Origin of the sequence: Streptomyces sp. NRRL WC-3605, from assembly GCF_001509795.1 — a bacterium.
Taxonomy (GTDB): Bacteria; Actinomycetota; Actinomycetes; order Streptomycetales; family Streptomycetaceae; genus Streptomyces; species Streptomyces viridochromogenes.
In genome coordinates this window covers 1-8,312 of record NZ_LLZN01000107.1, presented here as the reverse complement: position 1 = coordinate 8,312, position 8,312 = coordinate 1, and the positions used below count along the sequence as shown (strand labels likewise).

At 68.6% G+C, this 8,312-nt stretch carries 8 protein-coding genes and 2 pseudogenes; 3 read left to right on the top strand and 7 right to left on the bottom strand.

The annotated features are described in order from the left end of the window. Positions 1-175: 175 nt before the first annotated feature. A pseudogene (locus tag ADL34_RS32385) lies at positions 176-595 on the top strand (cbb3-type cytochrome c oxidase subunit I); the annotation flags it as partial. Here the strand turns inward: ADL34_RS32385 and ADL34_RS37310 are convergent. From ADL34_RS37310 to ADL34_RS36485, 5 genes are all read right to left on the bottom strand, one after another. Further along, positions 550-834, bottom strand: coding sequence for a hypothetical protein (locus tag ADL34_RS37310; RefSeq protein ID WP_107115771.1), 285 nt, complete (start codon positions 832-834; stop codon positions 550-552). The pseudogene ADL34_RS32385 and the gene ADL34_RS37310 overlap by 46 nt on opposite strands. A gap of 574 nt (positions 835-1,408) precedes the next feature. Continuing rightward, complete coding sequence (locus tag ADL34_RS32375) at positions 1,409-1,726, bottom strand: ANTAR domain-containing protein (protein ID WP_062674520.1); 318 nt, start codon at positions 1,724-1,726, stop codon at positions 1,409-1,411. 103 nt (positions 1,727-1,829) lie between these two features. Further along, on the bottom strand, positions 1,830-3,038 hold the full coding sequence (locus tag ADL34_RS32370; protein WP_062674518.1) for a PP2C family protein-serine/threonine phosphatase: 1,209 nt from the start codon (positions 3,036-3,038) through the stop codon (positions 1,830-1,832). A gap of 118 nt (positions 3,039-3,156) precedes the next feature. Further along, complete coding sequence (locus ADL34_RS32365) at positions 3,157-3,972, bottom strand: hypothetical protein (protein ID WP_159039012.1); 816 nt, start codon at positions 3,970-3,972, stop codon at positions 3,157-3,159. Between the two features lie 460 nt (positions 3,973-4,432). Further along, on the bottom strand, positions 4,433-4,615 hold the full coding sequence (locus ADL34_RS36485) for a hypothetical protein (protein ID WP_062674514.1): 183 nt from the start codon (positions 4,613-4,615) through the stop codon (positions 4,433-4,435). A gap of 32 nt (positions 4,616-4,647) precedes the next feature. On the opposite strand from ADL34_RS36485, the pseudogene ADL34_RS35375 reads away from it, so the two are divergent. Both ADL34_RS35375 and ADL34_RS35370 read left to right on the top strand, forming a co-directional pair. Then, positions 4,648-5,158 (top strand): annotated as a pseudogene (locus tag ADL34_RS35375) (DNA polymerase III subunit alpha); the annotation flags it as partial. Positions 5,159-5,561: 403 nt separating this feature from the next. Beyond that, positions 5,562-6,077 carry a hypothetical protein gene (locus tag ADL34_RS35370; protein ID WP_079034501.1) on the top strand — a complete coding sequence of 172 codons (516 nt, stop codon included), beginning with the start codon at positions 5,562-5,564 and terminating at the stop codon, positions 6,075-6,077. Here the strand turns inward: ADL34_RS35370 and ADL34_RS32350 are convergent. Both ADL34_RS32350 and ADL34_RS35360 read right to left on the bottom strand, forming a co-directional pair. Then, positions 6,019-6,825, bottom strand: coding sequence for an IS5 family transposase (locus tag ADL34_RS32350; RefSeq protein WP_107115770.1), 807 nt, complete (start codon positions 6,823-6,825; stop codon positions 6,019-6,021). The genes ADL34_RS35370 and ADL34_RS32350 overlap by 59 nt on opposite strands. Before the next feature lie 268 nt (positions 6,826-7,093). Then, positions 7,094-7,396, bottom strand: a complete 303-nt coding sequence (locus ADL34_RS35360) for a hypothetical protein (RefSeq protein WP_234375156.1) — start codon at positions 7,394-7,396, stop codon at positions 7,094-7,096. Positions 7,397-8,312 lie beyond the last annotated feature (916 nt).

Genomic DNA, 8,312 nt, shown 5'->3' with positions numbered 1-8,312 from the left:
TCAGGATCCAGCCCCGCTTCTTGTACGTGGCCATGACGTAGACACCGCCGTTCTCCGTCGGCACGTCCTCGGTGGGCGTCGTCTCCTTCCAGCCGTGGGCGCCCAGGTCGGCCAGCATGGCGGCGAACTGCCCACGGGCCCTGGCAGCAGTTGCCTCGGAGGCACCCGTGGCATCTTCGGCATCATCACCGAGGTCATCCCGGTCTTCAGCCGCAAGCCGGTCTTCGGGTACTTCGGCCTGATCGGGGCGACCGTCGCCATCACGGGGCTGTCCGCGATCGTCTGGGCCCACCACATGTTCGCCACGGGTGCGGTGCTGCTGCCGTTCTTCTCGCTTGCGTCGTTCCTGATCGCGGTGCCGACGGGAGTGAAGTTCTTCAATTGGATCGGGACGATGTGGCGCGGTGCGCTGTCGTTCGAGACGCCCATGCTGTGGGCGCTGGGCTTCCTCGCGACGTTCCTCTTCGGCGGGCTGACGGGAGTGCTGCTGGCGTCACCGCCGCTGGACTTCCACACCACCGACACTTACTTCGTCGTGGCGCACCTGCACTACGTGCTCTTCGGCACCGTCGTTTTCGCCATGTTCGCCGGCTTCGCGAGCGCCTCGGTGTTGGAGGGCTGCGGAGACGGCTTGAGAGTGCAGTCCTCTGCACCCCCGGCTTCAGGTTTAGATCGACCGCCCGTACGACGTTCACCCCCACCCCGTGTCCTTGCAGGGCCGTGATGACCGTGGCAGTAGGACCCGGTGCAATGGTCGAAGGTACCGGCCTGCTGCCACCGCTCCACCCTGCGCCAGCAGGTCTGACCGGAGCTGAACCCCAGCTCCAGCGGCAACAGTTGCCAGGTTATGTCGTTGTGCAGGACATACAGGATGCCCTTGCAGGCACAACCGGTCGGGCACCGGCTGAGGCCCCGGCGACCGTTCCAGCCAGGGCGGCAGCAGCGGCTCGATCAGCTCCACAAGTCGTCGTCCACGATCCACGGCCGCGTACTCACACCATCACGAACGGCCAAATCAACCAGCCTGTCACGCCCGACCAGGACACCTCAACAAGATCGTGTTACGAGCTCTTAGTTGGCGTGGTGGGGGACTGCGACACCGACGACTGTGAACGGGGCGGTGAGGAGGGTGTACTGCTCGGCTGGGAGCGCGGCGGGTTTCCGTACGGCCCTGGCTGCGATCACGCAGATGGGCTTGGCATCCGAGTGGAGTCCCGCGCGGTATGCGTTCATCTCCTCACTGCGCGGAAGCAATGCAGACCTTACGGCGTGGTCGAGCTCGGAATTTTATGATGCGGAGAGCCCGGGGGGGGGCGAAGCGAAGGCGCTGTTCATCCCCTGCCACCCCACCGTCCAACAGGCCCTGAACATCTGAGGCCCCGCTCGGCCCGGCTCAGACGGTCTACGGCTACGGGTGCCGCTGCACCGCCGCGTCCAGCTCCTGGCCGATTAGTTCCGGTAGTGGCCGCCCCAATGCCCAGTCGATCAGGGCTTCGGCGACCGTGTGCAGCTTGACGTTGGTGCGCTGGGAGACCTCGCGCAGCACCTCGAACCCGGCCGTCGGCGGAATCCGGTGGGTCGCGAGGAGGACGCCTATGGCCTGGTCCACTGTCGCGTGGGAGCCGACGGCATGCTGCAACTGTGCGTTCTCCTGCTCCAGATCGGCGATAGCGGCGTCGTCACGCCTTGCACCGGGCGAGGGCCGCTGGGCGCGGAAGGTCGTCATGACTGGTCTCCATGGGGGGCGAGGTCTCCGGTACGCCTGCCCACAATCGCATTAGCAAGACGCGCTCGCTGTGGCCTGAAGATGGACCGCTCTCAGTAGGGACTCAGGAGTGGGCCATCGTTGCTGCGGGGGCGGGGCTCGGTCCGGCCGGCCGACTGCGATTGCCGTGCCAGTCCAGTATCAGGACCGTGGCGTCGTCCTTGAGGTTGCCGTGGCAGGCGTCGAGCACCGCGGCGGTCAGACTCCGGACGGCTTCTCGCGGGTGCAACGCGCGGGTGTCGTGAACGACCGAGGCCAGGTCGACGGCCGCGGCACCGCGCTCCTGCATGCCGTCGGTGAGCAGGACCAGGCGGTCCCCGGAACGCAACTGCAGTTCCTGTAGGCGGTAGGGGGCGGGTGCCGCCACGCCGAAGGGCAGGTTGACGGCGAGTTTCACCTCTTCGACGGCCTTGTCACGCAGCAGCATCGGCCGGGGGTGGCCCGCGTTGACCAGTTCGCACAGGCCCGTTTCGAGGTCGACGCACAGCAGCTGTCCGGTGGCCAGGCCGCGGCTGTGGCTCAACAGGGCCTCGTGGGCGTGGTGGGCCTGCTTGAGGGCGTCACAGCCGCTGCGGCGTGCCCGCCGCAGCGCACCGACCAGCAAGGTGGCCAACAGGGCAGAGTTCGTGTCGTGGCCCATGGCGTCGGTGATCGACAGGTGCAGGGTGTCGCGGTCGAGGGTGTAGTCGTAGGTGTCACCACCGATGTCGTCGGCCGGGACCAGCCCGGCGGCCAGAGTGAACTGGGCGGCCTCGCAGCAGGGGGCCGAGGGAAGCAACTGGTGCTGGATCTCCGCGGCCAGGCTGGTCTCGGTGGTGCGTCGGCGCAGGTGGTACAGGTCGGTGAAGCGCCCGTCCGTGACGATGATGTAGGCCAGTGCGTGGGCCGCGTCGCGGACCTGTCGCAGCACGGTGTCGTCTGCGGACTGCAGGCTCACCTCCAGGACGCCGATGCAGTCGCCGCGGTTGGTGACCGGCGTGATGACGCGCCGTCCGCCCTGGCCGTCCGGTTCCACATGCTGGCGCTGGCTCTGCAGCACGCTGTCGTAGACGCTGCCCTGCAGGTCGATCGGCTCGCCAGGGGCGGCGGGCTCATGGCCGGCCGCGGCGAGGCGTACCAGCCGCTGGCCGATGAGGTCGACGAACAGGAAGGACACGGCCTCGGCACCGAACCGCTTCTGCAAGTCGTGTGCCACCACGTCGACGGACTCACTGGGCGGGGCCGCTTCCGCAGCGGCCAGCAACTCGCCCAGTTCCAGATCTCCACCCTTCACAGCAACCTCCTGTCGGTTGCCGCACCTTCTTCCCCGAGTCTGCGCAACCTCACATATTCTGCCAATTTTTCCTGGTCAGAGCGGCGCTCCAGATCGGTGCGAGCACGTCCCGCCTTCGTCAGGTGGCGTTCGTGGGCGATCGTGCGGCCGGTGCGTCGGCGGACATGGGACGCAGAGGAAACTGCATGGCGAGCGATCCGGGAACGGGCGGATGCCGCTCCGGTCCACGGTGATTGCTCGACGCGGTGCCGGTGCGGCCCTCGGCCAGGTTTGGTTGCCAGTGGAGGGGGCGACGCCCGATCCCAAAAGCTGGCGCCCACGTGTCCGACCGAAAGATCATTGCGGGCAAGCCTTGGCTCCGCCCAGGTCGATGGAAGGCGGGATGGAAGCTCCCCGCGCACGCCACTCCTGGTCCGCGCCCGGACGGCGTCCCGGGCGCCTCGCAGTCTGAGCGCCCGACGGAGGCCGCCTCGGCGGCGGCGCGGTCGACGATCTCGGCGTACAGGCCGTTCCGAAAGCTGCGGGCGGACGTGTCGAGGGCCGTCAGGCTGCCGCGGGTGGTGGTGATGGCGATGACGGCGGTGCCGATGACGATGGCGACGACGCCCTCGCTCGTGACGACGAGGACGTCCCCGTCGCGGACGCCGGCGCCGTTGAACGTCGAGGCGGCGGCGGTCATCGTGTCGTCGAAGTGACGGACCGGGCGGTCGAGGACCTGGGCCTTGACGAGGCCGGACTTCGAGCACTCCCGGTAGTAGTCGCCGGTTCCTTTGACCAGTTTGTTCGCCGCGTGGTGGGCATCTGCCAACGTGCTGTACGTGCCTTTGAGGGTGGACCCGATCGGGCATTCGCAGTTGGTGTGCAGGTATGTCCGCACGCCGCGGACGCTGCCGTTGCGGTAGGCGCGGGTGGTGATCCGGATGACGTCCTTCACGGTGGTGCCCGCGGCGGGCTCCTCCCGCTCCAGCTGGCCGCCTGTCTGGAGGGCTGGGACGACGGTCGCGTGACTCAGGGGCGCGGCGTCGGGCAGTGGCCGGGAGCGGCCAGTGACGGCGGGTGGGGTCAAGGCGTGCTCAGGCGTGACGGGGCCTCTTCCAAAATCACGGACGGTAGCGGGCGCGGGGCCAGTGGCCAAGGGCGCGCCGTAAGGAGGTGCCGGCCGCCCCAGGCAGGGGTGGAGGGGCGGCCCGGCGGCCGGGGGCTCGACCGCACCGCGGAAGGGACGGTGCGCGGTACTACCTGCCGGCCGAGCCGACACTCCCCCGGGCAGACCCAAGCCGCGCAAGCCCCCCCGACGGCCCGACGACCACGACATGGTGCGGCCCCGAACCCGCAGCCGTGATGCCGCAGGTGCGGGGCCGGTGAGCGTGATGCTGGTCAGACGCCCGGAAAGGTCAGGGCGCCGGGACGGACACCGAGCGGCCTGCGTACGTCTGCGGGTCTGCTTCCGGGTCCTGAAGGAACGCGGTCTCCCACGCGCGGCGGCCTGCCGGGTCGACGTCGCCCCACTCCTCCAGCGCGTCTGCCAGCTGGGAGGTTGCAGCGGCCCGTTCGGTGGGCGTCAGCTCGACCGGCACGGGCTTGGCTCCGGCCAGTCCTGCACTCTGACCCGGCCGATCTCGGGCTGGGCCGACCGCATTTCCCCGAACCGTCGGTGGTGGGCGCCTCCAGCGAGCGGGGGGCGGCGATGCGGCTGCTGCGTCAGCGGTGCGAGGCCGGGATGGTCGCCCGAAGCCTCGATGCCAATCCGCGTGCCGTGCGGCAGCTCGACTATGAGCTCGAGGTCATCGGCCGGCTGGGGTTCGAGGGGTACTTCCTGGCCGTGGCCCAGGTGGTTGCCGACACGCGGGCTCTCGGTATCCGGGTTGCCGCGCGAGGATCCGGGGCCGGGAGCATGGTCAACCACGCGTTGTTCATCGCCACCGCGATTCCCCTTGAGCATCACTTGCTGTTTGAGCGGTTCCTTTCCGAGCGGCGTACCTCGTTGCCGGAATATCGACCTGGATGTGGAGTCCGAGCGGCGCCTGGAGGTGTATGACGCGATCATCGAGCGGTTCGGGCGAGAGCGGACCGCGGTCACCGGCATGCCCGAGACCTACCGGGCCCGGCACGCCCTGCGGTTCCCTGTCAAGTCGTGCGTGTTGGGCCGTGGAGCGACATTGGGCAATGGCGCCTCTGTACTGCGCCGCGGCCGCGGTCTCCAGGCGACACCACCACGGCGTCACCCGCACGGAGAAGGCTGTGGCGGCTCGGCCCTCCACGGCAGGCTGCAGCTCAGCGTGCGACACCGGCTGAGTGTGACATTGAGCGGAAGTTGGCCAGAACGCCATTGAGGGCTGCGGTCGCGGACGGCCGTTGCGTCGTAGTTGGCCATTGCGTTCCCGGTGGGAAGAACGGCAGCGCGGCAACCTTAGAGGCCGTTCTCTTTCCGAATGCTGTGTACGGATTCCGCTGGTCAGGCATGAGATTGCGGCTGTGGCGGGAGTCTCGACTCGTTGCTGATCGAGTCGGTGGGGGTGGCGGATGCCGTCGATGCGGGCGGTCCTGGAAACGCGGCGGAAGGCCGCTGCCGTGCGGGTGGATGAGCTCGAAGCCAAACTGAAGCGGGTGCGGGCAGACTTGGCGGATGCCGAGGAGGTTCTCAAGCTTCGGACGATCGGCCTCGAGCAGTATCTGGAAGCGCTCGCCGAGGAGGAACAGCCGGCCGAGACAGTCGTTGGCCCGTCACCGAGGACACCGGTGGGCCCGCGCCGCGCGGTGCCGCATCGACAGAACGCGGCCCGGGTCGAAGACCTGTCGGTGGACTACCAGGCGGTGATGGCAGCCGCGGCCGAGGCCGGGAATGACGGGCTGGGTGCCCGGCGGGCGGCCGTGGTGCTTGGCTGGGACAGTGCCTCGGCCTCACGCGTCGAGGGCGCGAGAGCACGGCTGAAGAGGCTGGTGGAACGGGGCTGGCTGGTGGAGACCAAGCCCGGTAGGTTCACCTTGCCGTCAGGACTGCAGGCCGACGAGATCGTGCGGCCAGGCGGCGGCTCATAAGGGCGATCATCGACCAGCGGATGACGGCTTCGCTCGTGTCGGTGCGGCGTTCGTAGTCCCTGACCAGGCGGCGGCTGCGCAGAAACCACGCAAAGGACCGTTCGACGACCCAGCGGCGGGGAAGGGCCTGGAAGCCCCGGACGTCCTCACTGCGGCGGACGATGTCGAGGACGAGGCCGAGGTGCTGGCTGGTCCAGTCGGTGAGGTGGCCGGTGTAGCCGCCATCGGCCCAGACCCGGGCCAGCCGCCGGAAGCGGCCGGCCGCCGCTGGCAAAAGGGACCGGGCGCCGTCCCGGTCGGTCACGGACGCCGGTGTGACCAGCACGGCCAGGAGAAGTCCGAGCGTGTCGGTGAGCAGGTGCCGCTTGCGACCGTTGATCTTCTTGCCCGCGTCGAAGCCCCGTGAGCCGAAGGTGACGGTGGCGTCTGCCTTCACCGACTGCGAGTCCACGACCCCCGCGCTCGGCTCGGCGCTGCGGCCTTCGCCGGCGCGGACGGCTTCCCGCAGCCGGTCGTGCAACTCGGTGACCAGTCCCGTGTCCCGCCAGCGGGCGAAGAAGGCGTAGACGCGCGGCCAGGGCGGGAAGTCCGCGGGCATCGCCCGCCACTTGATGCCGTTGTCGACGAGGTAGCGCACTGCGTCGATCATCTGCCGGTGGCAGTAACCCTCCGGACGCCCGCCGCGGCCCGAAAGCCAGCCCGGCACCGGCAGCAGGTCCTTCACCACGGCCCACTCGGCATCGCTCATGTCCGAGCCGTATCGGGGCCAGCGCTGCGGCCGGTCGACCGCGTTCCCGAACCTGTGGGCGAGACAGTCACACCCACGAGTGAACGAACTGGACTCGGCGACCACGACCACGCGACACTTCGACAACAGGGCCTCTTGCTTCTCGCTGGACTCGACATCCGCGAGCTACCAAGAGGCCCTTCCTTCATGCACCCGACCCGGACAACTCACCCGAACCAGGAGCCCGTTCGAACCTGCCCGACCGCGCGAGCGGATAGAGAACAGGCAGTCAGTGGGGGTGGTTGCGGTGGGTGAATGTGACCCAGCGGTTGAGTGTTGCGGCACGCCGTGTGCAGCCGTTGCAGGGGCGGAGTCGTGCGCTGTAGGTGACTTTTGTGATGACGTCGCCCAGGCCGATGTCGTCGTCAATAAAGGCGGGCAGGCGGACGCGTAGGGGGTCGCGGGGGGTTTCACGCCGGTCCGCTCTGGCATCAGTCATATCCTCCACCTCCGCATGCTGCTCGGGATGCTGCGGTCTGGTGCCGTTGACTTTTGCTGCCGTCAGCCGTCTTGCAGTGTTGCGGGCAGGCACACGACGGACGGTGAACAAAGCTCAGGCACAGCTCATGCTTCCTGTGGTCGGGTCGTATACGGATTCCTGTCCCTGGGGGCAGCATTTGTTCTTGTCGCAGTGCGCGCCGGGAGGGCAGTCCGCGTTCTGTTTGCAGCAGTCGCCGCGTTTGCAGCAGGCCTCGTCCAGGCAGATGTGGCCTGGCGGGCAGCACTGCTCCACGATGTAGGGCTCGGGGTCCCCCTCAAGGCCCGGCGGGGGCCAGACTTTGACTTTGCAGGCGAGGTGTCCTTCAGGGCAGCAGCCGGACGTTGCTGTGTAGCGCTCCTGGGGGCAGCAACCGGTCGGCGTGCACTGCTCTCCCGCGCAGCACTGCCCGCCGTGGCAGAGGGGGCCTGGGCTGCAACATCTGCCGCCAATGCAACTCTCTCTCGGGGCGAAGCAGCACCGGTCACCGCAGACGTGATCCTGGGGGCATGCCCCGTCGCTCGTGCACACGATTCCTTGGCCTGGGGTGTAGCACGTACCGCCGCAGCATTCCTGGCCGGGGGGACAGCACGCGCCGTGGCAGCAGGTGTGCCCGGGTGGACAGCATGTGCCCCCGCAGCATTCGTCGCCAGGCTCACAACAGTTGATGACCGAGCGCAGCGAGGGGTATTCGTAGCCCTGGCAGCAGGTGGTCCCGTAGGGACAGCAGCGGCGCTGGCGACCGTGAAGGCAGAGTTCTCCCAAACAGGGCGGGGGGCCGGTGCACTTCTGCCGGCATATCGGCTCGCATTCGTAGCGATCCCAGCCCTCCAGCCTGCACTCCCACAGGCAGTCGCTGTAACAGCTGTCGGCCAGCGTCACCCCGGGGCTGGAGTGAACCTGGCCGTGGGGTGAGCGGTAGGCGCCGCTCGTACGGTACAGAGAGGCGTCCGCCGTAGCGGTCGGGACG

Excerpts from the sequence above, each read along its gene's own strand:
- ADL34_RS32375 (WP_062674520.1), bottom strand. The coding sequence starts at position 1,726 with ATGACGACCTTCCGCGCCCAGCGGCCCTCGCCCGGTGCAAGGCGTGAC.
- ADL34_RS35370 (WP_079034501.1), top strand. The coding sequence starts at position 5,562 with ATGCCGTCGATGCGGGCGGTCCTGGAAACGCGGCGGAAGGCCGCTGCC.
- ADL34_RS32350 (WP_107115770.1), bottom strand. The coding sequence starts at position 6,825 with ATGAGCGATGCCGAGTGGGCCGTGGTGAAGGACCTGCTGCCGGTGCCG.